This is a genomic window from Ochrobactrum teleogrylli, from assembly GCF_037482325.1.
Classification (GTDB): domain Bacteria; phylum Pseudomonadota; class Alphaproteobacteria; order Rhizobiales; family Rhizobiaceae; genus Brucella; species Brucella teleogrylli.
This window is the reverse complement of record NZ_JBBHKQ010000003.1, coordinates 43,389-68,859: the sequence shown is the minus strand read 5'-3', so window position 1 is coordinate 68,859 and position 25,471 is coordinate 43,389. Positions and strand designations below refer to the sequence as shown.

Below are 25,471 nucleotides of genomic sequence, written 5' to 3'. Positions count from 1 at the left end.
TAGGATAACAAAATGAGCACTGAGCCGCTCAAGATTATGTATCTTAACCCCGTCGGCGCAAACGACGCAGTTGATGCGATCTTTGCAGACATGGCGCGGGACCACAAACTGCCGGGCACAGAGGTACACGTGGCTGCGTTGCCGAAGGTCGGCTACAGCTTCTCCCATATCGAATTTCGCACCTATGAAGCGTTGGTGACACGCGGCATCGTGCGTGCGGTGCGCACCGCAGCGCGCGAAGGTTTCGATGCACTGGCGATCGGCTGCTTTTACGACACCGCTTTACATGATGCGCGCGAGATTTCCGGCTCGATGATCATAACCGCGCCCTGCATCGCTTCTTGCGAAATCGCCGCCAGCCTTGCCAACCGCTTCGGGATCATCGTCGGTCGACGGAAATGGGTACATCAGATGCAGTCGACCGTCCACGGCTATGGCCATGCGGAACGTCTTGCCGGTTTCTACGATGTCGGCCTCGGGGTAGATGATTTTCAGAAAGATCATGTGGAAACCAACCGCCGTTTGCTAGCCGCCGGTCGCAAGGCGGTGGAGGAAGGCGGCGCGGAAGCACTCATCCTCGGCTGCACGATGGAAATCGGTTTCTACAAGGAGATTGAGAAGGAACTTGGCGTGCCGGTCATTGATCCATCCATCGCCGCTTTGAAGCGAGCGGAATATGCTGCGATTCTCAAGCGCCAGTGCGGCTGGGTACCTAGCCGGAAAGGCTCCTGCGAAGCACCTTCCGAAGCCGAACTTTCTGCCTTCAAAGCGTTCCCTGACAACGAACCCGTCTTTGGCAGTCGCATCATCATTCCTGCTTCCTGAGTGAAGACGACAAACAGGATAGGATAGCCGCTCCCGGTCAAGGTCTTGTTCTGACGCGTATCAGCCAATTCAGGGCTGTACGCGAACGGGAAAGCTATGAGTCGAGAGTGAGAGATCGGTCTGATCTCCGACAATTTCGTCGGGATCGCAACGACACTACTAAGGAGAATAGCAATATGAGTCCTGAACCGTTCAAGATCATGTATCTCAATCCCTTTGCTGCGAACGATGCAGTAGATGCCATCTTTGCCGACATGGCGCGGGACCACAAACTGCCGGGTACGGAAGTCCACGTCGCTGCCTTGCCGAAGGCTAGCTATGGCTTCTCCCATATCGAATTCCGCACCTATGAGGCATTGGTGACACGCGGCATCATGCGGGCGGTGCGCACCGCAGCACGGGAAGGTTTCGATGCGCTGGCCATTGGCTGCTTCTACGACACAGCGTTACACGATGCTCTTGAGATTTCGGACCAAATGGTCGTCACTGCTCCCTGCATTGCCTCCTGTGAGATCGCCGCAAGCCTTGCCAACCGCTTCGGCATCATCGTCGGCCGGCGCAAATGGGTGCACCAGATGCAGTCCACCGTGCACGGGTATGGCCACGCGGAACGTCTCGCGGGCTTCTATGATGTCGACCTCGGTGTCGATGATTTCCAGAAGGATCATGCGGAAACCAACCGACGCCTGCTGGCCGCCGGTCGCAAGGCGGTGGAGGAAGGTGGCGCGGAAGCGCTCATTCTCGGCTGCACCATGGAGGTCGGCTTCTACAAGGAAATCGAGAAAGAGCTCGGCGTGCCGGTCATCGATCCGTCCATCGCCGCTTTGAAGCGGGCGGAATATGCAGCGATCCTTAAGCGCCAGTGCGGCTGGGTGCCAAGCCGGAAAGGCTCGTGTGAATCGCCTTCTGAAGCCGAACTTGCCGCGTTCAAAGCCTTTCCGGACGACGAGCCGATCTTCGGCAGCCGCATCATCATTCCAGCTACGTGAACGAGGACAAGACCATGCAAAAACAGATCGCCTCCCGACTTCTAGCCCTGCGACAGCGCATGGCCGAAGCAGGTACGGGCCTCGTCGCCGTCGCACCCGGTTCTCACATGGACTGGGTGCTGGGCTTCCACCCGCATCCCGACGAGCGCCCCTGCCTGCTGCTCATTGGCCCGGAAAAGGAGGCTTTCCTGATGCCAGCGCTGAATGCGGAGGGCAGCCGGGAATTCACGAATATCAAGTTCTACACCTGGGCTGATGATGAAGGCCCCGACGTCGCCTTGCGAGCAGCATTATCGGCCATCGGGGCGGAAGCACCCGGCCTCGTCACGCTTGATGAAACGATGCGCGCTGACTTCGCGCTACTGCTCCTCGATGCTTTGCCTGCAGATACGTGTCGCAATTTTACGCCCGCAACGCTCGGCGGTCTCCGCATGCGCAAAGACAGCAATGAATACGCAAAACTCAAGATGAATGCCAGCATCGCCGATCGCGCCATGGAAGCGGCATTCACCGCAATCAGGCCGGGCATGACCGAGAATGAACTTGCCGCGGAAATCCGCGCACATTTTTCGTCGGAAGGTGCCGAGCCGCGCTTCTGGATTGTGGGCGCGGGCGGCAACGGCGCGTTCCCGCACCATTCTGCTAGCGATCGCGTTATCCAGGAAGGGGACGCGGTGGTGATCGACATTGGCGGACGCAAGCAGGGGTTCCCTTCTGACATCACCCGCATGGCCGTCGTCGGCATGCCGCCCGAAGGTTATGGCGAGATCCACGCCATCGTCGAGAAGGCCGTGCAGGCGGCGCTGAAAGTAGCTCGTCCGGGCGTCATGGCGCGCGAGGTGGATGCAGCGGCTCGCAACGTCATCGCCGATGCGGGCTATGGCGAATATTTCGTGCACCGTACCGGCCACGGCATGGGCATCGATGGTCACGAGCCGCCCTATATCACTGCAACCTCCGAAACGGTGCTGGAGGAAGGGATGGTCTTCTCCATCGAACCTGGCATCTATCTGCCCGACCGGTTCGGCATCCGCCTAGAGGATATTGTGATCCTGCGCGAATACGGACCGGAAATCCTCTCCGCGCTTCCGCGCGACGTGCATATGGCGAGGGGCTGATATGGGCGCCACAGCAAGAGCATGGGTCATCAATGGTTATGACGGTTATCAGGGACTGAGACTTGTCAAGGTTCCTATTGAGCAACCAGGTCCCGGAGAAGTTCGGCTTCGAATTGAGGCATTTGCTCTCAATTGGGGTGATATGGATCTGATGGTGGATAATTATTCATTCAGCTTCCACCATTTTCCAGCTTGTGTCGGAATTGAGGCGGCCGGCATTGTTGAGGCCGTAGGCGACGGGGTTGAGGGAATAACCATCGGAAGCCGCTACTGTACTTTGCCCTATTTCTATTACAATCGTGGGGCCAGCACAGAGACACTCATTGTCGATGCACGGTATATAACACCGGCGCCTCCCGGACTGTCGGCCCCAGAAAGCGCATCCATATGGATGCAGTACCTGACTGCCTATTATCCCCTCGCTGAAGTCTCGAAGGTTGGGCCGGATAGTTTCGTTCTCGCTACCGCTGCCACGTCGACAGCCGGATCAGCAGCACTTGAAATAGGCCGCATGCTCGGCGCAACCATAATCGGCACGACACGGTTTCCCTCCAACGTTCCCTATCTGCAGGAAAGAGGCGCTTCTCATGTCATCGTGACCGATAGCGACGGGACTTCAATTGCCGAACAACTTCTGGCGGTGACCGGCGGTAAGGGAATTGATGTCGCCTTTGATCCAATCGGAGAGGGACTGATCTCCAAATACAGTCCTGCCTTTGCGCGAGATGCGCATGTCTATTTTTACGGCACTCTGGACACAAAGCCGCCCGAACTTCCTTTGCGAGACATGTTTCAAAAGAACGTGACGTTCCAGGCGTACTCAGTATTCAACTATATTGAACATCAAGAAATGAGACAGGGAGGCGTGGATTATGTAAATAAAAATCTAACTTTAAAAAATATTATTCCGAATATAGACCGCTTATTTCCTATGAATGGATACATCGAAGCTTGGAAATATATGAAATCAACCAGGAGTTCACATGGGAAAATCGTAATAGACGTCACAAATTGATCTACGAAATGTAAAAATACTATGCCTACGCAAGTATGCCAATAAGAAGGGGAATACCATGCTACTTTTTCGTAAAATGAGCATCGCTGGCTTACTAATGTCAACGATCGCTCTTTCATTCGTTCCAAATGGTGCGTACGCAGGAAATTTCTTGGGAAACGCCCAACCCGGGACACCGGGTTGGGCGCTTCAACTGTGGCCTTACTATACGAAGGAACATAACAGCCAAACGGCAGCAAATTTTTTCCAGCTGGCCTGGTTCAGCGAAACTGGACTGACCGGCACAAAGCAGGACCAGGTTGAACTCTGGCTAGGTTTTAATGGTGGTTACCAAAAAAGCGATTTTGAGGGTGATGACTCACGGTGGGGTGTTACATCTCCTCAACTAGGATTCGAATATTACTATCAGGTCGCAGCCACAAAAGCCAAACCAAACACAGAAGGTTATCGAGCCTGGTGGATCAGCCCTACGATATTCATGAACTTTCCTAACGGATCGGATAAATCCAGCGGGTACGGTGCTGGCGCGAACCAGTATTCCATCAGCGCGAGCGTCAATAACTTCTTTGGTTATGACAAATGGCAACTAAGCATATCGCCCACGAATATTAACTACCTCTTCCGCGATAAAAATTATACCGACCTGGAAACGGGAGGCCGGAAGCGTATGCAGGCAGGCCTTTCGCTCAATCTGGCGGATATCGCGTTTGGATATCAGCTGACGGATACGCTGGCCGTTGGCGTCCATCACCAATATGACATCTACAATCTGACCGACTCTGATTATGCTAGGTCGGAACGCGGGAGGGTAGGACCGACTTTTACCTATTCAGGCCTGGCGGATAAGGGTTATTGGATTTCCGGCACCCTCGATTTCGATTATTCGAATCGAAATACTGAGAGGGCGACGACGTTCAGCGCGTTTATCGGAAAATCACTTTGAAAAAGTCGATACGAACAAAGCCATGATTGAATAAAACCTGTCCCTGAGGCAGGTGAAGCTCGGAGAACCACAGGAAGCAAGCGGGTTCCGCTGTAATTTCTCTTAACGATTATCTCCTTTTAGCTTCTTGTCATAAACGGCACACGAAGATGTATCGAGTAGCCCCGACACGATTACCTCGCGTTGGGGCATTCTGAATATCGGCGCGAAGTTTACAGTATTGCCAAGTTGTCTGATGGGCATTGATTTATCACTTTGAGATGATCATTCCAAACCCTATGCCCTGTCTGAAAGGCTTTCGCTTTGCGCATGAAATTATCGCCTATGCGGTTTGGGTCTATTATCGATTTCCCTTAAGCACGCGGGTAGAAGACCTGCTTCCAGACCTGGTGTCATTGTCAGTCGATAAACTGTCAAGGAGCTGTCACGTTGTTTGACGTGCGGGGGCGTGGAAGTCGCAAAGTGGATTTCAGGCGAGTTGCAGCACGGCCATCCTCCATTGAATAGTAGCGGCTTGACCAGAGGATCGTTTGGAAAGGTCAGCAATCCTGACCCAAAGGCAACATAGTGGCCAAAAAGGCCAAATATCGTGTCATTTGACACAGGTAAAGTGTTGTCAGAGTTGAATTATGTGCACCCGTTCCGAGAAGGTAACGGGCGGGCCCAGGAGGCACTGCTAACAGCCATCGGTCGCGAACATGGTCATGAGGTTGACTTTACTGTCATCACCAAACCGCGCATGATTGAAGCATCTAAAGCGACGACCAACGATCCCTCCATAAGAGCTGCCTTCGTCGATTTGGAAATGCGCGGTGAGAATGCTTTCGAGCACAACGTGCGCACCGCCAGGCCGGGCGAACAGATTTCAGGTCAGGTTCTCGGTCACGATATCCGTGTTGCTAGCCTTGTTACCGATCACGGGATTGTTGCCGTCGATCGCGCCGACCTTCCAGAACGGTTGCCCGACGACGATATCGAAATTACATTCACGGCTCGTTCTGACTTTTCCCGCCTGTCGCGCCCGGATCACGTCAGAAATGCAGATGGTTCCGCCGTTGAGCGAATGCCACCAGAGCAGAAAAGCGCCGCGGCGCCATCCCGGCTTGCAGAGCTGTCGGCGCACAAGCATCCCGAGCGGGATTCCGACGACCGCGAACGATAAGTGGCACATCAGCCGCTTCGATGGCCGTTCCGTTAGGTTCGGTGAACGACATTTAGGCCGCCTCACCCGTTGGCTGATTGACGGACAAGCTGCGATAGCCCCTCCCCCATGCAACCGCTTCGCGGTCCTCCGCTCCCGTTGCGGCCCAAAGGGTGCATAGGCTCGTCTCGGCTATCTCCGTTTCTTGCCGTCAACCAACGAATGGAGACGGCCATGAAAAACGTCAGCGACACCTATCAGCACATCACAAACGTCATCATCGAGCAGCTGGAAGGCGGCACCAAACCTTGGGTGCGACCATGGCGCGGAAATACCCGCCCGACCTCCATCATCCCCCGCCGATCAAGCGGCGAAGCCTATCGCGGCATCAATGTTCTCATGCTCTGGATCGCATCGCAGATGAACGGCTACGAGGACACCACTTGGATGACTTATCGTCAAGCGAAGGATCTCGGCGGTCAAGTCCGGAAGGGCGAACGTGGATCGCTCGTCGTCAAGTATGGCACCTTTACCCCGAAGGATCAGGACGCTGATGACGACCGTTCAATCCCTTTTCTCAAGGGCTACACGGTTTTCAACGTAGAGCAGATCGAAAACCTGCCTTCCGAATATTATAGCCCAGCCGAATCTATCCCGACGGCGCCCGTGCCCCACAATGAAACCGTCGACACCTTCGTTCGCCAGACCGGAGCCGTCATTCACTACGGCGGCACGCAGGCTTGCTATCGTCCTGGACCTGACGACATACTCATGCCCGACCGGGAGCGATTTTTAAGCGACGTCCATCTTTACTCGTCGCTTCTGCACGAAATTGGTCATTGGTCAGGCGCAAATCATCGCCTTGATCGCGATCTATCTGGCCGCTTCGGCACCAACGCTTATGCTCTTGAAGAGCTCGTTGCCGAACTATCCGCAGCTTTCCTTTGCGCTGACCTGGGCGTGGCCCATGATCCTCGCGAAAACACAGCCGCTTACATCGATAATTGGCTGGCCGTCCTGAAGGCCAACAAACGCGCCATTATCACTGCAGCAGCCAAAGCACAGGCGGCTGCCGATTATCTGCATGGATTTGTATCGATACACAGAACGAAGGTCGCGTAAGCGACCTCGAGGTCCAGCAGGTCTCTTTGCGCTGCATCGGGTCTGACAGATGAGATATTACTGTGATCTGGTGCGAGCGGTATTGTAAACATCGCCACGCTCACGTTTTCCAACCGCTATGACCAATACCGTAACGGTATCGTCATTGACGGAGTAAACAAGTCGGTAGCCCAACTGGCGAAGCTTGATTTTATAATGATCGGGCATACCATGAAGTGAAGCACTCACGACACGCGGCGTTTCCAATCGTTCGCGAAGTTTCTTCTTCAATTGTTGCTGGATCGTCGCGCCGAGTTTATTCCATTCTTTGAGGGCCGATGGCAAGAATTCAAGCTTATAAGGCATCGATATCGACCGAAATTCCTTTTTCGTCGGCTCGATTCCGGATTATCTCAGTGAGGCGAATATCATCCAGCTGTTCGAGCATGGCTTCATAGACGCCAGCGGGAACCATATAAGCCATAATTCGATTATGATTAAGAACGGCCACAGCCTCGCCATTAGCCTCGTCCATTACGGCGGACGGACTTTTTTTTAGGTCTGAAACGCTAACCGCTATATTTGCTTCCACACGTTGCATAACAAGTCCATATCAAATTAGGTATGAAAATTAGTACCATATTAAGTGAGGTAGTACAATAGCGAACCCTATCCTCCAATCGGTGATTGGTTCTTAGCTCGCGCATTTCAAGCAATTGTCGGCTATTCGCAATAGCCATTGCCAGCTTTGATTATTTGATTCAATCTGAGCTTTGCGTTTTGGCGTCGACTTGGCTTTGTAGGTCAGCCATTTTTTTAACCAACGAAAGCAAGTCACGCGTAGTGCTGTGCGGGAGATCAGCCACCAGTTTCGCAAGTTCGACGCGATCCTTGGCTTCCTCCTCACTTTTGCCCCACAAATGAGGTGCTGCCTCGTAAAGCATTTCGATGGGCATAATGTTCAGCACTTCGCAGATATGCACCATGCGAGTGACATGCAGCTTTGAAAACGCGCGTTCATAGCGACCATAAACGGGCGTAGAAAGTCCCATGAGCGGAGCAAAATCAGCTTGTTTCAAGCCGGCGCTATCGCGTGCATCACGTAGGTATTTCGCAAGCCGTTGATCGATTTCTTCAAACGTACTTATTCCATTAAAGCCCGGACGCCTGAAGACTGGCTTATCGATCTCAGGATCATTGGTTTTTTCCAAAGAATGTTCGTTAGCGAAATCCAATGCCTCACGATTCACGCGGAAACCCCTTTTGCCTGCCGTGCCACAACAGCGATCATTATCACATTTTCTGAAAATTGCAGCACTCCAGAGGTGGTGTTCGCTTGTTTCAGCGCGCGTTTATATTGAAATGAAGCAGGAGAGCGATTTCGGCGTTATGTTGTTCGGGGCTTCCAATGCCGACGTTGTCACTTCGGTTATCTGGATTTCACCGCCACAAGGCGCCAATCATTGGCCGCGCCCTCGAAGACTGCTTCGATAACTTTGGTCTCGTTCAGCCAGCTTAGCGATGCAGACAATTCGCATGCAGCGGTCTGCTCTTTAATTAGAATACAACGTAGCACTGACACTTTGGAAGAATGGCCGTATCCGGCGTAATTCCAGTTCGATAATCGAAATAGCTCTGTCTTGGCTGTTTCGTCATCAGGCCAGATGGCATCGTAGCTTTGCTTTGCCACACGAGCGATCGTCGGTTCGTCATTGTGAATATCTGGTTTGGTGTGTAGCGATGGAGCAATATAGATTCCAATGGCAATTCCGAGCGCTATCCCGACGAGAAAACTACGGCCGAACACGGTCAGTATCCATTATCTTTAAGATATTGATCAATGGCATCACGAAGAATGACCGTCATTTTGAGGCCATTGTCATGAGCAGCGTTCTCAAGACGACGTTTGGTTTCATAATCAAGCGAAACATTGACGAAATGTTTGCTTTCGCGTTCACGGGATTTGCGAAGCTCGCGCAGTCGGTTACGGGAGTCTTCTCGACGGTTCGCATTTTCAATTGCACTTGCGCGGTGTTGTTCCGGCGTTTTCTCGAGAGGTTTATCCTGCTTTTTCTGACTTGATGTCACGAACGCCGATTCATTTCCAACGTTTGCAGCGCCTTCTTCTTGCACGTGAGAAATAGGCGGGGCGGCAGTGTCTTTACCCAGATCAACAGAACGTTTTCGACGTTCCGCGACAGGGAAATCAGAAAGAGAGATTTTTCCCTTAGCCATTGATAGTCTCCCCGCGGTGTTCCTTTTTAAGTTGCTCCAACTCCTCGACGAATGCATTCACCTCCGCTCTGGCCTTGAGAACCGGTTCACTCGGTTCGAGCATTTGTAGTGTGCCAAGACCGCTGCGGATTTCACGATAGCAATTTCGTTCGATTAATTCCGTTTCGAGAAGTACGGAATTGTACCCGTGTTCGCTGAGATTTTGGACGAAAGGGCGAATGATCCGGTATTCTTCGAGGTGCCGATTGACGATGGTGATGCGTGTTCGAAGAACTGCTTGAGGGATATTACGGTCAAGAAAGTCTGTTCGTGTCGCAATTGCTTCCGCTGCTTCACCAACTGCTTTAATCTCGTCCTGGGCGGGCTGAATGGGTGTGATGACAATATCTGAATGGTCGATTATCGTATCCATCACAACACTATCGACGCCCGGCGCGTCAGTTGTCCTCCTGTGACGCCATTAACTTCTCTATATTGTTCTGACGAAGTGCCGTCGCCAGTGAAATCGACGCCGGTACATTGTCCTTTGCCTCACACCGCTTCCACCACTCGGCCAAGTTCTGTCGTGGATCGGCATCAATGAGCAACACTCGTCGATTTTTGAGTGCGAGTTCACCTGCAGTCAAAATGACTGCGGTCGTCTTCCCCGCTCCGCCTTTGCCACTTACCGATGATATTCGAAGTGTCACGATGGCCCTCCTGTACCTGGATAATGCTGGTGTTCTTTGCGTTTATTTATTGCCGAAGCGTCCGCAAATGCTGCCCACACGGCGCAAGACCCTGGAGCCGCGCAAGAGCCGTCTGTGCCGCTCGCACGCAGTCCGGCAAGGGCGAAGAGCGTAGCGTCCCTTGCTGGCGAGTACGAGGGGTACACAAGGGCGGTTAAGCGGCCCTGGGGGTGAACCCTGGTGAGCGTAATTCTGTGAAGGGCGGGCAGAGCGGGGCCATATTCGACGAATAAGAATGGTTCTCTCGACAATAGGTGAGGCAGGATACGGAAAAATGTGCTACATTTTTTCTGATCAATCGCGAAACACGTCCGCGATTGTCGATTGCTGCGCTGAATTGGAGCTAACAACGCTTATGAATGAAGCAATTTCAGAGGATATAAGGGTCGCAAAACCCCAGCCGCAAACCATTCATAGCCGTGTCTCGGCGGACGAATATGACGCGATCGACGGCGCCGCGAAGGCGGTTGACATGACGATAAGCGCATTTTTCAAGGCCGTTTTGCTACAAGGGGCAGGGAAAAAGCCGATCTTCAATGACGAAGACAGGGCGCTTTTGTCACTCCTGCTTGAGGATATGCGCATGATAGGCATCAATCTCAATCAGGTTGCTCGAGCGCTGAATAGCGGCAAATCGGTTTCAGATAGCGAGATCCGCATGGTGGTGGGTGACGTGCAAAAGTTGCAGGTTGCGGTTCTGACTGAATTGAGACGCGTCACCAAGCGGTCAGGATACAGACACCGCAGCAAGGAATAGCGACCATGGAATTCTTTCTCGGGGCTTTTGAGAGCGAATGGGAGCAGCGCCGGGCGGCGTTGCTGCATGAGCTTTCACTTGGTTCGAGGGCTGCAAGCAGCGCCGAGGAAGAAATGCGCCGGAGGTTGCGCGAATTACAGATCGCAGGTGGTGCCGCTGCAGCAAGTGGTGTTTCCGTGCCGAAAATGCGCAGGCCATCCTCAAGAGCGATGACAAGCGCAGGTAGCGCATCAAACAAACAGGTTGCTGTCGCGAGGCCGATGGAAACACGTTTGGCCGCAATCGCAGCCGGTGGTCAACCAGCTGTGGTCAAATTGGCGTCGTACGGTGGCGGTGCGCGGTTCGGCGCGATGGTCAATTACGTATCGCGTGGCGGGGAAATACGCGTCGAAAAGGAAAACGGTGAGCGCCTTCAGGGTCGCGAGGAGCTGGCCCGTTTACGCGGAGATTGGGAGCCATTGTTTCAAAATCGGGCTGAGAGCAGGGATATTGGAACTTTCCGGGTGACGATCGAAGCTGCCGGGTTCGCAACAGAAGAAGCTTTGCAGCAGCACGTGCGCGATAGTCTGGCTAGCGCATTCGGTAATCGCAGCTTTGCTTATGCCGTTTCGCAACCATCACATGGCGTTTTAAAGGTTGACGGTGTGGTGGTGTTGCGCAGCATGGAAGGGGAGCGGTTGACCGGCGATCCGAAGGCGGCGGACATTATTCAGAGGCGTTACAACGAAAGCGCAGCGTCCGAGCTCGGGAGGGCGCGGTTCCGTTTTACCGGGTATGGAAATGGCGTTGAATATGGCGCCGCCAAGCTGAGAAGTCTGGTCGAGGATCATAAGGGCGACGTTCGTGATGATAAGGGGCGCGTTGTCTCAGATGCGCGTTCCGCCGGCGATCTGGTGCAAAAGCAGTGGCGTCGGGAGTTGCACAGCCGCAAGGGCAGGGATGTGATGCATGTCATCATGTCTGCCAAAGCTGGCACCAACGTTCAAGCTTTCGAAAGCGCTGTTCGGGATTTTTTGGCCGCGCAGTTCGAAGGGCATCGCTACATATTTGCGATGCATGATCCGTTCAGCGACCCGAAGGAGATGGGGCAGGGTGGAAAGCGACCGCATATACATGCTCATGCTATTATCGCCATGCGTTCGGATGCTGGTGATCGGGTGGAAACCTCGCCACAGGTTTTTCGCCAGTGGCGCGAACTTATGGCCGAAAAGGCGCGCGAACACGGAATCGCAATGGAAATGACGGACAGGCGCGAGTTCGCAAATGCTCCAGCCTACACGCGCAATCAGGTTCGGCCGGTTAGTCGGGATGGACGAACACAACATGAAGGGACAAGCGAGGCGGCTCAGTCGCGCTATGACGCCAAGCGCTCAGGTCGGCGGAGCATGGCGCGAAGCGTCCGAAGCCGTGAATATACCGTAAAGGTAACTCAGAGTTGGGAGAAAATAGCAATGGCAAGCGGCGATCGTCAGATTGCCACGTACGCCATGCAACAAAGAGACATAGTAGTATCAACCAGTTCGCTCCAACCAGAAGCGAAAACTTCTAACATCGTTCATGCAGATTTCGGGTCGCATTACCGCACCAATTTGGTAAAGTTGCAAAACATCATATTGGAGGGTGAAAAAGTGCGCGAAATGTCGAGAAGCGATTTTGAGGCATATGAGAAAGAAGTTGAAACAGCTTTGTTCCGGCTTGGCCGCAATCTCGGACCGGAGGAGAAAGCCGATCTGGATCAGGTAGCGCAGTATACGCGCGAGCATGTCAATCTAATGCGCGAGCATATGGAATTGACGGAACGGCGTGGATTGAGCGTCGAAACCCCATCGCGTGAAAGCGAGCAGGATAGCTCGTCGATGCAGATTGCTCGGGAACCCGATTCCGAAATTGCAAAGCCAGCGCATGTTGTCGCGGAAGCAGAGCAGGGTCGGCCATCGGCAGATAATGCCAACGAACCTCGTTCGAGCATGGATGACGAGGAGAAAGCGGCGGCAGCATCTTATCAGGCCGAAATGGATCGTTCATTCCCGAGTGAAATCACGAGCCGATATTATATTCGTGAGGATCACGGCGGGACGCAGCGAGTCTTTGCCGATTCAAAGGGTGAGCGCGAAGTGTTCCAGGACAATGGAGAGAAGCTGCGCGCAAAATCGTTCGATGCTCAGGGCGTTCGATTGATGATCGAAACAGCAGCGCATCGAGGCTGGACGAGCATCGAGATAACGGGGAGCAAGCAGTTCCGCCGTGAAACTTGGCTGGAGGGCCAGGCGCACGGAATTTCGGTCAAGGGCTATCAGCCGACCGAACTGGATTGGCAAGATCTGGCTCGCCGGGAGCAGTCCTATTTGCGTAATGAAATTACTCCCATCGAGGGAAGGGCACTGGATGCGGCTCACCGGGATCAGGAGCAATCTGCAGGTTCGGTTCAGTCGAGCAAGGTCGATAAAGAGCAACAGAATGCAGATAATTCCGGAACGCCGCACACCAAAACCGTCGACTATAAGGAGGGTGTTCAGGGTATCCTCGTCGAGACAGGCGAGAAGCCCTATCAGGATAATGAAAAGAACGAGCCATCGCCGTTTGTTGTTCTTGAAACCGCTAACGGCAATCGCACGGTTTGGGGTGTCGGATTACCCGATGCATTGCATCGTGCCGGAGCCGATATCGGCGATGAAATTCATTTGCGGTCCACTGGTACGGAACGCGTCATGAAAACCGTTATACAGGAGATCGACGGACAGAAACATCGTGTCGAACAAATGGTCGACCGCCGGGCATGGGAAGCGAATGTGCTTGAAGAGCGGGATCGGACAGATGGAAAAGTTGAAGATTCCAGACAACTCGATAATCGGGTTAGTATGGAAACAAAGGACGTCGTGCGGGATGGAGAGACCGCCCGTACAGATCCGCCGCAACAACAGGTTCCACGATTGCAGGAACTAGAGCAAGAGCAGCAGCAAAAGAAGGAACGCGACGAACACGAGCGTTAAAGGACGATGCGGCACGATTACATCTATAATTCACCTCCCGACCCGAAGGCCGACGATGCTTTTGCAAAATTCTTTGCGGTTCTGTTCTGGCTCGTCCTGGGACTGGTTACGATCGTGTACATCGCTACTGTCGTGAGAGACTGGTTCAACGCAGCCGTTGCATGGATAAGTGATGTGATCAGTTTCCTTGGAGGATTTTTGCCGTTTTGACGGTAAAGAGAATGAAAAATCAGCCGGGCGCTTTTGCGACCCGGCTTTTTCGTAAGAGTTAGTTAGAATTGGTCATCAGGCCGATATCTTCCGGGTCTGGCACAGTAGCATTGAATATGTCCAGATAACTTTTTCGCTTACGAGGGGGTGCGCCCGAGGCTTCGACTTTTTCATTCACAGCCTTCAATAATCGTTCTGCGCTCGGTTTAAGCTGCGCTTCGACTTCTTCAATTCGATCATGGATATCAGCGGGAGGAATTGCCGACTTCGTTTCACTGCCTGTTGAAGGTAATTTGACGCTCAGATTGACCGTTCTGCTATTTGTTTTTTTGCTGTCATCAGCGTTAGGAATTGACGGAGAATTGTTTGCGTCCGCTTCATGTGGAGGTTCCTCATGCTTTTGAGGACGAGAGGGCAGGGGCGTAATTGTGTGCTCAATGGCCTGTTGCCCGTCACTCGCGTATTCGCTCGTCAGTGCTGGAACTGGCCTATGAGGTAGATATTCAATCGTAGGCACATCAGGAACGTGCGATTGCGAATAAGCTTCAGCGGATTTAAAGGGTTGGGTGTTGAAAAATCGCAGCTTGTCGCCATAGATCGGTCGTTGTCCTTCAACGAGCAAGATCATCTTGTTTTCTGGCATTTGCCGCACTTCTTGCGGCATCATCAAATCGCGTTCTCGGATTTGCTCAACTTTTGTGCGCCGAGGTAAACCGAGAATCTCGATGGTGCGGGATTCCGACTTGTAGCGGATGGTTCTTTTTCCGAGTGCACGGGATGCATATTCCGCCGTGGCCTGATCGTTGGCACCTAGCACCAGCTGATAACCACAGTTGCCGAGAAGGGAGTGACGGGAAGTCTCGCCATAAATCTCGTCGAGATTCTTGAGATCCTGAATAATGATAGCTAGCTTGATATTATAACCAGCCACATAGGGAAGCTTCGTCATAATCTCATCCATCTTTTTAAGCTGTCGAAATTCATCCAGCAAAAAATAGATGGGAAGAGAATTGGGATCGTGTTCCAGAGTCAGAATGTTCATGACCTGCTGCACGAACAAAGTGAGAAGTGGGCGCAGGATCGTAATATCGGTAATATTGGGTGCGAGATAAATGGAGATAGGCCGCCGTTTCATGGCGGCGATATCCATGTCGGTCACTTCTGTCGCGGCTACAATACGTTCATTTCGGAAGGGTCTAAGCGCGTTCTGGATATCCAGTAGCGCGGATGCCGCCGCCCGCTCTGACAATGCAAGAAATGCGTTAAAGCTTTCGACCGTATATTTTGAAAGGTTCGGCTCTCTTTCCTTGATGAACTTGATCTGCGCCTGAAGATCAACACCACTGTTCACGAAGGAAACGACTTCGCCGAGGTTGCGCCGTCCGTGATAATAGGGGCTCTCCAGAACATAGCTGATAATCCCGGCTACGACTTGTTGTGCTAAGCCCTGCCAGACTGAATTTTCAGAGCCTAGATTCTCAGGGACGAGAATGCTGGCGATATTTTGTATATCCGTGGTGCGATTACCCCGCTCGGGGCGCACAAAATCGAGAGGGTTATATCGATTTGTCGTTTCAGAGCCGGGGGCGAAGAGGAAAACCTGGCTACCGTTCTTCTTGCGATACCCTGCTGTCGCTTTGAAAATTTCGCCCTTCAAGTCGGATACGATCATTGACCCTTCATGCATGAGAGCGTTTGGAATGACATAACCCGCTCCTTTTCCCGATCGTGTAGGGCCGATAATCAGATGATGGCGACTGTCGGCCGCTCGCAGCACATTTCGGCCGAACCGACCGAATATATGCCCTTTCTTGCGGAACCACTTGCCGCGACGAAGGCCCATGACGTCCTGAAAAGCTGCATCGCCCAAGGGGTTTTCGTAGCTTCTGAGACCAAGATAGCCCGCAAAGACCGTGGCTGCGATGGCAGGCAATAGGGCCCCGATGGCAACGCGCTGCAGAGTTGAGTTGGACGCATAGGCCCAGACTTGCTGAAGCGGAGCAAAAGGATTCTCGGTGATGGTAATATTCAAAATTCGGCTGTCTTTATAAATGACTCCGAGTACGACTCCATAAGCCAAGGTCCAGACCAAGAATGCGATGCCAGCACAGAATATTAGATAAACCGCTTTGTATCCTTTGCTCATGGCTCCTCGTTTCGCGCAAAAAATATCTCCGATACGCCTCGTTTTCCGCCGTCTCGGCGCAACTGGATGACAATGGGGATAACCATTCGAATGTACGACATGAGGTCATGCTTCGAATATCCGCCTGAAAGCCCGGCTTGTTGCATCATCATGGCAAGCTGTTCATAGGCTCCTTGCGGAGTATCAGCATGAACAGTCGACATAGAACCTGGATGACCGGTGTTAATGGCACGAAGAAATGAAAATGCTTCGGCGCCGCGGATCTCACCAACGAACAGACGATCAGGACGCATACGAAGGGACGATTCAAGCAAGTGCTGAATTGTAACGTCAGCCGTGCCCTGTCCACCTTTCGAGGCTACCAGATGAACGCGGTTCTCCTGGGGCGGTAACAGCTCGCGGGTGTCTTCCAGCGTGATAATTCGTTCCTTTGGATGGACAGATTTCAGGCAGGCATTCAGAAAGGTAGTCTTTCCCGATGATGTACCGCCGCTAATCAGGATCGAAACCCGTTGCGTAATGGCCGTGTTGATGAAATCGAAAATTCTGTTTTGCTTCAGATGCTCGATCAGCAGTCGGTTAATATCACTAAGCCCACCAACAGCCACGGAAACCTTGTCCAGCGAACCGCTATCCCTGTATTCTTCCAAGCTGAAATTGCTAACGACCTGCTTGCGGATCGATATCGAGCCGCCATCCGGTGCAGCAGGTGGAAGAACCACCTGAATGCGCTCGCCAGTCGGAAGCGCTGCGCTCAGGATTGGCGCGGATTTACTGATAAACTGATCAGTCGCACCCGCAACGCGCTCACCGATATTCTGAATCTCCGCCGATGAAAGCACATGAACCTCGTGGAACTCCATGTGATCGGCACCAAGTCGCTCGATATAGACGTGACCTGGTTTGTTGACAGCTATTTCCACGACTTTTGGATCGTTGAGAAATGGCCGCAGCGGCTCAAGTGCTCGATCTAAAAAGTAATATCTGCTTTGTGTGGCTGCTGCCGCACTATTTGCCCCTGCGTACACGTTGAATTTCCTTCATCGCTTCTGTTACGGGATCGTCGTACATGGCCGAAAAATCGAGGTCCTGACGCACGAATATGAAGATACGTTCGCCTTGATGGACGCTGATTGTTGGTTTGATACGCAAGTTCTCGCTCAGAGCGGTATTTGCCATTTGAGAGAATGTTTCGGCGATTGTTTCGCGGGCTAGTTCTTCACCCCGTTTCGCATCATCGTTGTTACGACCGAAGGCTTCTCCGCTGCCGAAACCAGTCAGATAGCTAGCGCCCGCGCCCACCACAGACAACATGATGGACGCGCCGAACCTTTCACGCCATTTTTTGTCGACGATGCCGGTCAGGCCGGAACGGCCAAGGCTGTCGGTTCCCACGGAGTTCAGGCGCACGCTTACACCATCATCTCTAAGCAAGCGTGTCCAGACGACGAAAACGCGGGTCTGGCCTGTCATGACGTCGCTTTGATATTCACCAATGAGGCGGGTGCCGGTCGGAATCAGAATGCGACGACCATCAAAACTGTAGACGTCTTCTGACGTGATAGCGCGAACCTGGCCTGGTAGATCGCTTACAATCGAGGTTTCGAGAATACCGGGTATCATCGTGCCTTCCGGCACAACCGCGTCGATGCGCTTGATTTTCGTAGCCTTGGCATTACGGTCGGCCATTGCCGAGGCCGTTGCCAGAAACTTGCTGTTTCTGTCTTCGCCAGCAACAGTCGGTGTTCCTTCGCCACTATCGCCACCAAGTCCCCCATTTGCTCCGCCTGATCGCGCTTGATCCATCTGAATAAGTTTGGATTTGAACCGGTCTGGAAATTCTTCAACGATCTCCGGCGTGGGTGCCTGATCGGGTTCCTTCACTGCGACCGTCGGCGGAGGCGGGGGAGGGACATTAAACGTCGTGGTGTCGACTTTCTCCGGCTCCGGTGGCGGTGGAGGCGGCGGGATATTTATGATGTTGGGCTCGGGCGCAGCAGTAGGCTGATCCTGGTCGCGCACGAAAGACGGCGGTCTGAACGACGTGGTGCTGAACTCCTCGTCACCGCGCACAAGATCGCGCGGCTTCTCGGAAGGCTGTTTGAGAACGAAATAAGCCATAGCTACACCGGCCAGCAGAAATACCGCCATCGCAGCCGTCTGATTCCGCTTTGCATTCTTGTTGCTGACTCCGGCGTCATCGGCAGACGCCAGTGCTTCTAGTTCGGGAGACTGTTTCATCAGTTGCCGCTCCTTCTCCGCTTGGTTGCCACTTGATCAGGCGCAGGACCCATGATGTCGGGATCGGGTGCGCCAAAATCCGGCTTTCTAAGGTTGAAGATGCAGATCCACTGATCACCGTCGCGGAGGGTGTATTGAGTTGCCGTTCCATCCACGACCAGATATTCGCCTTCCTTGCGGAAGTTGCGCAATGTTTCGGAAAAATCGCTGTTTACTGCAAAGATTGCTGGCGTCCGACCAGTGAATTTGAAGAAGGTTTTCTTGCCGTCATCGAAAACCATTGACGGCTTCAGTTTCGTATCGCCCGTAAAGGAATAGTCGATATTGACGTTAGCCTTGTCGATTTTAGAGATATTCGGGTTGGCAGCGCGATATTCAGCCTCTTTGCGCATCGCTGCATTCAAATCCTTCTCGGGGTAAATGAAACGGACGCCAAAGACTTGTCTGCCCGCATCGGGCGCATAATCGTGCAGTTCCAAAAAATAGATACGCTTGGTCGTGACAACGTTCATGTTTGTAACGACGTTCTTAGCCGTCGGCTTCACAAACAAAATGTTGCCTTTTTCGGTTGGAGCAACCTGCCAGCTCTCTGTATCGCCGAGTGAAATCGTCTCAAACTTTTCATCTTCATCGAAGATGATCATTGTCGATATGCCATACGTCGCGGAGATTTTGACGACATTGTTTGGCTGGTAGACGACACTGGTCACACGTGAATCGAGCGATCCAGCCCTTGGCGTCTGTGCTGCGTGGGCGTGCGAAAGGATGGCGGCGGAGAACGCCGCCGCAAGTAGGAAGCGGTTTTTCATCCCTTGCTCCCTTCCGTGACGGTTTCCTGATCACGCCGGTAATTGTAAACCTGGAAGCCGAGGGGATTTTCAAACCGCCATTCATTTGTGGCGGGTTCGTCCGTGTAGCGATAGCGCACGACAGCTATGTAGTGTTTGGTGATGACATCGGTATCGGACTTCTCAGTGGTTGAGAAACGAACAAGAGCGGTTGAATCGTTGGGGAAGGTGACAGACTTCACATCGACAAGCACACGCTTGTTTTTCCCGTAGACCTTGGCCGGATTGTTCGGATTGGCAGTGCTGTATTGCTCTTGCAATTCGCGAGCGGCATCACCTGTCGACAATAGTGCCGCCGTGCCAAAGTTTGTGTCTATCGCGTAAGGATCATAGCCTTCGCGTGTCCTGATATACCGAACGACGTTGGCTTGCGTGATTGCGCGTGAATCGGTCAGATTTTGCGCTTTTGTCAGTCCGCTTTTGGTTTCGATGTAGCCGGTAGCCTTGTCTACGACGACAATCACAGGCTCGAAAGATTTTAGCGGAACCAGCATAACGAGCGCGAGCAATGCGAAAAGCGCGACGAGCCCGAATATGATGGTTACGAACCATGCCACGGCCTTTGAACGTTTTGCTTTCCGGACGATTTCGTTCTCCCAACGATCACCGTCCTGAAAATAACTTCTCAATGCAGCTTCTTTGGCATCCGTCATGATCTAGCCCTTTACCTCTTATGAACCTGCAAGCATCAGCGAGGCAGACTGTTGCTGCTTATTCGGTTTTGCATTGCTTCTTTTGCGCCCTGGCTTGTCGGGGAAATCGAACCCCCACCGCCGCCGCCTCCAAAACGATTGTAAAGCGACCGTCCGCCGCGATAGCTCGCACCGATCCCCTTGAAGCCAGCACGCGCAATCTGCATTGGAGCGGTGACACCGGTCATGCGAGCAATCCGTGTGGCGGCAGCGCCAATACCGACGGCCAAGCCTCCTGCAATGCCCTGAGCGAGGACCTGGATGTTCAACAGGACAAATGCCCCGGCGAAACAAAGCAGGAGGAAAGCTGAAATATCACTCAGCGTAAGGCGTCGCTCCGTGGCGGCAGCGGATACCTTCGTCAGTTCAGGGTCCATTGCAGCGATTAGGAAGGCGGCGACGACAAACACGAATAACGGGATCAGTGCATATAGAAGAACCTGTTGGAACCACGCCTGTCCAAGGCTGCGCGATTGTTCAAACAACATGCAGGCGATAAAAATCGGTGCGGTTCCGATCAGAACCCATAACATCACCTTGGCTAATACGAGAATTGCGAGGGCAACTGCGATGAAGATTGCCACGCAGACCATGATGAGAAAGCCAACCATAGAAGGCAAAACGGAAAAATAGCCCGATTGCTCGGCAAACGCGGAAGCCGCCTCATTCGCGGTTTTCCAGATCATGGAAAGACCATTTGTCGGTTCGGTAATTCCCGTCCCGGTGGCGGTCAGGATGGCACGACCTACATCTTCAGGGGTATTGTTCAGCCACTTATAGAAAAAATCGTTGAAGTATCCCCAATTGCTGATCAATGCCAGAATGAAGACCATGCGGAATACGCGTGTAACAATTTCGGCCACGCTAATCCGCGAAGTCCCCATTATTACCTGGATACCGTAATATCCAACATAGGCGATAAACATCACCTTGAGCAGCGGCGTGATTTCAGAGCCAATAATATTGTAAGCCTGCGATGAAAAATTCTCGCCGGAACTATCAATTCTCTCCAAAAGATCGCTCAAGAAATCATGCATAGCGGCCCCCGATTATTCCGTTGCTATTGAATTGATCGCAGCAATGGCAGTCGCTGGATCGCCATTAACAAAGGCCATAGGTCCACAGTCTTGCCGAATGTCTTCGGCAAATGACGTGAGATTTGCGGGACGTTTGCAAGGAGCAGTCTTTTCCTTGACCGTTCCGCAGCCGGCAACGCCGGCTGCGATGGCAGCAAAGATAAAACACTTCAGGAAGTTGTTAGCGATGTTAGTTTGCACTGTACGTCAACACCTTCTTGGAATTGGAAATGTCGGTGAGGCGGCGCTGATTATCGGCCTGTAATGACGACACGGCTCCGTTCATCACGCCGATCAGTTCATTGATGGTCAGTCCTGCTTGGACTTGCAGCTGCGTGTTTTGGTCGATGGAACCTTTAATGTCCTTTGCCTGACCGATACTCTGCCCGGCCTGTTCAAAAGCGCTTCGGCGCGTCGTTACTGCCTGTTGCGAACCATTTACGAGTGCGGCGACACCAAGCACAGTGTTGACCATCTGTTCATAGGACTTGTCTCCGCTGAAGCTGCTATTTGCTTGCCCCGACAAGTTCTTAACGAGCTGAAGCCCATTGATGAAAGTGGACGCCACCTTGGCAATGTCACCGCCCATGCTGCCAAAATTTGGCACTCCGCCGGACATAAGGCTGTTGAAAGAGGGCATTGATGATACGCTAAAGCCATTCCCGACGGCCAGGTTTTGCATCTGGTTCGCATCGCCGCCGCGATCACCGGTAACGGCCTTCAATGTCTCCTCGACCGTCGTCAGGATTTCCTTGTTTGTCCCGAGGATCTTGTCGGTCGTAGCCGAGGTTTGCTTGGCCACTTCATAATTGGCAGCGTCGATGACAGGGACGCCACCTGCAAAAGCCGCCATGGGAGCGAACGATGCTAGAGCCACGGCAATCGCTGACGCCGAAATGATCAGTCGTTTCATTGTTAGTCTCCCTTATTGAGGATCAAGGTTCAGTTTGGTGTTCGCCTCGCGTTCACGCTTTTGAACGCAGGCTTTTTCTTCAGCATTCCATTCGAGACCGGTACGGGGATCGCAGACGCCGGTCGTTTCTCTCGGCTTGTCGTCTTTCTTCTTGAACGAAGCCGATTGAGATGCGCCCGAAATGCCACTGGCTGAAACTGCATTGCGGCTGTTGAGCAGGTGGGCAAACGAATTGCTGAGGACAATCACCTGGTTGACCATTTCGAGATTCGCATTTCGAGCGCCGGCGTTGTGATCCCAACTGTCTTGAATTGTGCCGGACTGCATGCCGCCAAGCTGCTGAAGCCACGAAGCGACGTTGGCGGTACTTTCCTGTGTTGACTGCGTCGTTGCCATAGAAATGATGGTCGAATCCCGCATACCGGAATATGCTGTATCACCGCCGCCGTAGTTCATGGGCAGGTCCTTTGACCCACCGAACGCCGGTGTCCATTTCTGCGTGATATTCCGGACGTACCCCTGCGTTTCTTTGAACGGTGGAATGCCGCCATATTTTTTAACGTTGCCAGCGCCAGCATTGTACGCTGCAAGGGCGAGGTTGGCGTTGCCGTTGAAACGCTTGAGCTGCTGTTTAAGATAACGAGCGCCACCGCGCAGGTTCTGTTCAATATTATGCGGATCTACGCCCAACTCTTTTGCGGTATCAGGCATCAACTGTGCCAAACCGATAGCCCCCACGCCCGATTTCGCGCATGGATTAAAGCGGCTTTCCTGATAAACGAGCCCTAGAAATAGATTTTCGTCTACACCCTCTTCGCGTGCCACTCGTTTGACCAACCCGGAAATTTCCGGATTGGCTTTGGCGGCTGCAACGGGATCATCCTTGCGCCCCGGACGATAGACAGCGCAGGTCACACTTTTGTTGAGCGAAAACCGGTCTTTATCCGTTTTCTCGATTTCCGATGTTTTTTGATCCCGGACCGTTCGTTCGGACAAATTAGATCCGTCAATGACCGGAACGTCACCAGCCCACGCCGACAATGGCATGGTTGCTGACGCCAAAAATATGCATAATGCAGACTTCTTATGCATCATTCCTCTCCCATCCGCAGAAGTCAGCCAACCAGTTTTCAGGCTCATCGCCATATCGTTCCCGCAGGGCTGCGCATTCCTCGACGGTCTCTTTTCGACCAGACAGCACTTTGACGAGGTCCGGCATGTTTGAGAGATCGAGACGGGCAATGACCGAGTCATTCCCGTGTTTGACGAGGAAGGTGCGCTTTTCAGGCGGGGTGTTTTTGATGAAATTGAATTCTTTAACCATCAGGCCAAAGCGCTTGATGTAGCTCTCTTCATCCGCCCGCGGGTTCGGGAAATGAATATTCGTGGCCGACTGCTCGATAAGGGTGTGAGACGCTTTGGCTTTGGCAATATCGGCGGCTGACTGCGTTCCGAAGCCGACAATGCCGTTGAGCTTACGAATGGTTTTCATCTTGTCGAGGATGAAATGACTGAATGTTTCGTCCATAAGCAGCTGCCAGCCCTCATCCATGAAGAACATGACTGGATCGCCGTTCAGGAGCTCATCGAGACGGTGATAGAGGTACATCAGCGCGGGCGTCCGAATATCCTCGTTGCCGAGAATGCTCGTCATATCGAAGCCGAAAACATTGCGTCCCGAAAACGACAGCACATCATGCTGCGCGTTGAAGAGCCATGCTTTTTCGCCGTCGATCCAAGGACGTAGCCTTGACGCCAAGTCGTTCGCGTCCGCACGCGAACGTCCAACCAGCAGGCCCGACAGGTTTGGCAAGTTGCGCTGCGCTGCAGGCTCTTCCATGATACGGGCAATCGCCCGTTCCAGCGTATCTGCGTCCTCCTGGCTGAAGTCGCGATGATCGCTTGAACGCAACATTGATTTCAAAAGGCGAAGCAGAAAATCACGATTAGGGCCGGAGTTTTCCAGCTGAAGCGGGTTGAAACCAGTAGGTGCTCCCGGTGAGAGGACTTCGTAAGCTCCTCCCATCGCCCGCACGAAGATCTCGGCACCTCTATCTTTGTCAAAAAAGACAGCTTTCGGCGTTGGACTGACACGCATTGCCTGGGCCAGCAAGAATGTCAGAGCGACGGTCTTGCCGGAGCCAGTTGGCCCAGTGACCAAAAAATGGCCAATATCGCGACGGTGAAAATTGAACCAGTATGGTGTTTGCGAGGTGGTTTCGAGAATCGTGATCGGCAAGCCCCAATGAAGATTGTCCGATTGCCCGGTCGCGAAATTATGCATCGATGACAGGCCGGAGAAATTAGCCGATGACAGCATGGCCTTACGCGCACGATAGCTGTGGTTGCCTGGCAATTGCGCCCAGAAGGACGCTTCAAGATTCATATCCTCCCGCAGCCAGTTGATGTTCATATCTGTCAGGCAGCTACCGAGCTCGGAAACTGCCTTGCTCAAACCGTCAAGGTCGCGAGACAGGCAAAGCAAAGAGAAATGGTGAATGCCAAAAACAGCCTCTTGGTTCATGAGACTGTTCAGAGCAAAGTCGATATCGCTTTCGACCGCGCTACCGGATTCATCCGACGCGGCAATCTGGCGCTGAAGCCGGGTAATACGCTCTTGCGCAATCGGCTTGTCCGAGATTGTGAAGCTTTGCGTCAGTATAAACTCGTGATTTACCTGTAGCAGACCGTCCAGCATTCCCGGACCGGTGTACGGCGGATATTCCTTTATGGAGAGCATTGCGCCAAAGCGATTGTCTTCATCGACAGCAGCTTGTGTTTGCATTGCTCGCTTGCCGAAATGCAGGCGTGATGTTCCGACGTAATTTCGAATCCCCATCCGCGGCAGTCGCATTTTGCGCGGTACACCGCAGGTAAGGATTGTGTTGATGAATTCGCACGGTTCAGAATATGGCTCCCCATCGCGATAGGTGATACCAAGCTCACGTGCGCCATACTTTTGCAGCTCACGGGTCATATTGGCGACGAGCTCTTCGAGCTCGGTCACTATTTCCCGCGTTTGCTGATCTCGAACCTCAGCCCCGCCGGATCGCGTGAAAGCACGGCTTACCACGTCGCTGAGGCCGAGGGCGCCGCGCATATTGGTTCGCACGATGGAGAGGTAAATTTCGTTGGCGAACATGCGTTTATGGCGCAACTGGCTCATATACCGGCTGTTTAGTTGATCGCAAAACGGGTCATCGAAAGCGCCACCAATTTCGGAATCGACCTGTCGGCGAATTACAGTCGACCAGACAGAAAAACGGCTCGATCCAAGCGCTCGAATGATCGTATTCTGAACATTCGAGCGCATATTGAGTTCGGCTTGATCTTCCGTTTGGAAAAAGAGGCCATCTAGCTTAATGACTGACATTAGAGCGCCGTTTTCCAAGCCAATCACAGTATCGGACAGATGCCGCAGATACGGGATATGTGTTGCCATAGGCCGCTCATTGTGAGCGACCTTGCCAAATCCGAGTTCTTCCCTGACGACTTTCAACATT

Annotated in this window: 23 protein-coding genes and 3 pseudogenes; 10 read left to right on the top strand and 16 right to left on the bottom strand. The window is 52.9% G+C overall.

Features of this window, described 5'->3' with window-relative positions; genetic code table 11:
- Positions 1-12 precede the first annotated feature (12 nt).
- From WIX40_RS22920 to WIX40_RS22885, 8 genes and pseudogenes are all read left to right on the top strand, one after another.
- Complete coding sequence (locus tag WIX40_RS22920; protein WP_182506620.1) at positions 13-825, top strand: aspartate/glutamate racemase family protein; 813 nt, start codon at positions 13-15, stop codon at positions 823-825.
- A gap of 176 nt (positions 826-1,001) precedes the next feature.
- Positions 1,002-1,814, top strand: coding sequence for an aspartate/glutamate racemase family protein (locus tag WIX40_RS22915; RefSeq protein WP_114217371.1), 813 nt, complete (start codon positions 1,002-1,004; stop codon positions 1,812-1,814).
- 14 nt (positions 1,815-1,828) lie between these two features.
- Entirely contained in the window at positions 1,829-2,932 is a 1,104-nt protein-coding gene (locus WIX40_RS22910; RefSeq protein ID WP_182506621.1) for a M24 family metallopeptidase, read from the top strand.
- A gap of 1 nt (position 2,933) precedes the next feature.
- Entirely contained in the window at positions 2,934-3,947 is a 1,014-nt protein-coding gene (locus tag WIX40_RS22905; RefSeq protein ID WP_339442460.1) for a zinc-binding dehydrogenase, read from the top strand.
- A gap of 58 nt (positions 3,948-4,005) precedes the next feature.
- A complete protein-coding gene (locus WIX40_RS22900) occupies positions 4,006-4,890 on the top strand; it encodes a hypothetical protein (protein ID WP_182506623.1) in 885 nt (294 codons plus the stop codon).
- Positions 4,891-5,150: 260 nt separating this feature from the next.
- Positions 5,151-5,296 (top strand): annotated as a pseudogene (locus WIX40_RS22895) (IS6 family transposase); the annotation flags it as partial.
- A 201-nt stretch (positions 5,297-5,497) separates the two neighbouring features.
- Positions 5,498-6,052: pseudogene (locus tag WIX40_RS22890) on the top strand (cell filamentation protein Fic); the annotation flags it as partial.
- Positions 6,053-6,265: 213 nt separating this feature from the next.
- Positions 6,266-7,153, top strand: coding sequence for an ArdC family protein (locus WIX40_RS22885; RefSeq protein WP_182506625.1), 888 nt, complete (start codon positions 6,266-6,268; stop codon positions 7,151-7,153).
- Positions 7,154-7,210: 57 nt separating this feature from the next.
- On the opposite strand, the gene WIX40_RS22880 is transcribed toward WIX40_RS22885, so the two are convergent.
- The 6 genes and pseudogenes from WIX40_RS22880 to WIX40_RS22855 all read right to left on the bottom strand — a co-directional run bounded on the left by WIX40_RS22880 (position 7,211) and on the right by WIX40_RS22855 (position 10,056).
- Entirely contained in the window at positions 7,211-7,498 is a 288-nt protein-coding gene (locus WIX40_RS22880; protein ID WP_182506626.1) for a type II toxin-antitoxin system RelE family toxin, read from the bottom strand.
- Entirely contained in the window at positions 7,488-7,733 is a 246-nt protein-coding gene (locus tag WIX40_RS22875) for a type II toxin-antitoxin system Phd/YefM family antitoxin (protein ID WP_011982865.1), read from the bottom strand. Before WIX40_RS22875 ends, WIX40_RS22880 begins: the two co-directional genes overlap by 11 nt.
- Positions 7,734-7,893: 160 nt before the next feature.
- The gene (locus WIX40_RS22870; protein WP_049768461.1) at positions 7,894-8,382 is read right to left on the bottom strand and encodes a helix-turn-helix domain-containing protein; all 489 of its coding nucleotides are present in this window, start codon (positions 8,380-8,382) and stop codon (positions 7,894-7,896) included.
- Between the two features lie 179 nt (positions 8,383-8,561).
- Positions 8,562-8,939: a hypothetical protein gene (locus tag WIX40_RS22865; RefSeq protein WP_138787172.1), complete on the bottom strand. Its 378-nt coding sequence runs from the start codon at positions 8,937-8,939 to the stop codon at positions 8,562-8,564.
- Positions 8,940-8,941: 2 nt separating this feature from the next.
- Positions 8,942-9,367, bottom strand: coding sequence for a hypothetical protein (locus WIX40_RS22860; RefSeq protein ID WP_262077897.1), 426 nt, complete (start codon positions 9,365-9,367; stop codon positions 8,942-8,944).
- Positions 9,360-10,056 (bottom strand): annotated as a pseudogene (locus tag WIX40_RS22855) (ParA family protein). Before WIX40_RS22855 ends, WIX40_RS22860 begins: the two are co-directional and overlap by 8 nt.
- Before the next feature lie 394 nt (positions 10,057-10,450).
- On the opposite strand from WIX40_RS22855, the gene WIX40_RS22850 reads away from it, so the two are divergent.
- Both WIX40_RS22850 and WIX40_RS22845 read left to right on the top strand, forming a co-directional pair.
- Positions 10,451-10,852 (top strand): plasmid mobilization protein, encoded by a 402-nt coding sequence (locus WIX40_RS22850; protein ID WP_339442454.1) that lies wholly within the window; start codon positions 10,451-10,453, stop codon positions 10,850-10,852.
- A 5-nt stretch (positions 10,853-10,857) separates the two neighbouring features.
- Positions 10,858-13,842, top strand: a complete 2,985-nt coding sequence (locus WIX40_RS22845) for an LPD7 domain-containing protein (protein WP_182506628.1) — start codon at positions 10,858-10,860, stop codon at positions 13,840-13,842.
- Positions 13,843-14,110: 268 nt separating this feature from the next.
- On the opposite strand, the gene WIX40_RS22840 is transcribed toward WIX40_RS22845, so the two are convergent.
- From WIX40_RS22840 to WIX40_RS22795, 10 genes are read right to left on the bottom strand one after another with little or no spacing between them, the layout of a single operon-like run.
- A complete protein-coding gene (locus WIX40_RS22840) occupies positions 14,111-16,198 on the bottom strand; it encodes a type IV secretory system conjugative DNA transfer family protein (protein WP_182506629.1) in 2,088 nt (695 codons plus the stop codon).
- A complete protein-coding gene (gene virB11, locus WIX40_RS22835) occupies positions 16,195-17,226 on the bottom strand; it encodes a P-type DNA transfer ATPase VirB11 (protein WP_182506630.1) in 1,032 nt (343 codons plus the stop codon). Before virB11 ends, WIX40_RS22840 begins: the two co-directional genes overlap by 4 nt.
- Positions 17,207-18,439 carry a type IV secretion system protein VirB10 gene (gene virB10 / locus WIX40_RS22830; protein WP_182506631.1) on the bottom strand — a complete coding sequence of 411 codons (1,233 nt, stop codon included), beginning with the start codon at positions 18,437-18,439 and terminating at the stop codon, positions 17,207-17,209. Before virB10 ends, virB11 begins: the two co-directional genes overlap by 20 nt.
- Positions 18,439-19,248, bottom strand: a complete 810-nt coding sequence (locus WIX40_RS22825) for a TrbG/VirB9 family P-type conjugative transfer protein (RefSeq protein WP_182506632.1) — start codon at positions 19,246-19,248, stop codon at positions 18,439-18,441. Before WIX40_RS22825 ends, virB10 begins: the two co-directional genes overlap by 1 nt.
- A complete protein-coding gene (locus WIX40_RS22820) occupies positions 19,245-19,940 on the bottom strand; it encodes a VirB8 family type IV secretion system protein (RefSeq protein ID WP_182506633.1) in 696 nt (231 codons plus the stop codon). The genes WIX40_RS22825 and WIX40_RS22820 overlap by 4 nt, the downstream gene beginning before the upstream one ends.
- 35 nt (positions 19,941-19,975) lie before the next feature.
- A complete protein-coding gene (locus WIX40_RS22815; RefSeq protein WP_182506634.1) occupies positions 19,976-21,016 on the bottom strand; it encodes a TrbL/VirB6 family protein in 1,041 nt (346 codons plus the stop codon).
- A gap of 12 nt (positions 21,017-21,028) precedes the next feature.
- Positions 21,029-21,256: a hypothetical protein gene (locus WIX40_RS22810; protein WP_328825159.1), complete on the bottom strand. Its 228-nt coding sequence runs from the start codon at positions 21,254-21,256 to the stop codon at positions 21,029-21,031.
- The gene (locus WIX40_RS22805) at positions 21,246-21,968 is read right to left on the bottom strand and encodes a type IV secretion system protein (RefSeq protein ID WP_182506635.1); all 723 of its coding nucleotides are present in this window, start codon (positions 21,966-21,968) and stop codon (positions 21,246-21,248) included. The genes WIX40_RS22810 and WIX40_RS22805 overlap by 11 nt, the downstream gene beginning before the upstream one ends.
- A gap of 12 nt (positions 21,969-21,980) precedes the next feature.
- Complete coding sequence (locus tag WIX40_RS22800; RefSeq protein WP_371834176.1) at positions 21,981-23,060, bottom strand: lytic transglycosylase domain-containing protein; 1,080 nt, start codon at positions 23,058-23,060, stop codon at positions 21,981-21,983.
- Complete coding sequence (locus tag WIX40_RS22795; protein ID WP_339442448.1) at positions 23,053-25,470, bottom strand: VirB4 family type IV secretion/conjugal transfer ATPase; 2,418 nt, start codon at positions 25,468-25,470, stop codon at positions 23,053-23,055. Before WIX40_RS22795 ends, WIX40_RS22800 begins: the two co-directional genes overlap by 8 nt.
- Between the last annotated feature and the right edge of the window lies 1 nt (position 25,471).